We start from the raw sequence: 428 nt of genomic DNA on the forward strand, positions 1-428 counted from the left end.
TCGCACGACCACTAATGAGTAAGGCCTTGTCACCCGTATTTGAGACGCAGGCAAATGCATTATCAACACCTGGGTCAATACCGATATAGCGGCAGTTGTCTGGCAGATATGGCTTCTGGCTTGCAGCTGGAGTGTAGGCTACTGTGAGTTTATAACCATTTGACAGTGGCTTAATTGCGATGCGATTGACCTTTTTTATGCCATCTGCAAGCTTGATGCTAAGCCCCAAAGAATGAATAATCAGATACCGTGCTACGACATCTTTGCCATCAGCACTTTTCACTTCTTTGACCCTCGCGTTTTGTGGTGTCACGTAAAAGGTATGACGTCTGCTTTTCTTCAAGTAACGTGGAATTCTCGGCCTGCCGGTAAATTTCTGTGGTGCTATTTTGTAAGATTGCAAGGCACAGAACCAGGCCTTCCAAACC

At 46.0% G+C, this 428-nt stretch carries 1 pseudogene; it reads right to left on the minus strand.

Annotated features, from left to right (window positions below):
* Window positions 1-283: pseudogene (locus lacNas_RS00540) on the minus strand (RNA-guided endonuclease InsQ/TnpB family protein); the annotation flags it as partial.
* Window positions 284-428 lie beyond the last annotated feature (145 nt).

Source organism: Lactobacillus nasalidis, assembly GCF_016587775.1.
GTDB lineage: Bacteria > Bacillota > Bacilli > Lactobacillales > Lactobacillaceae > Lactobacillus > Lactobacillus nasalidis.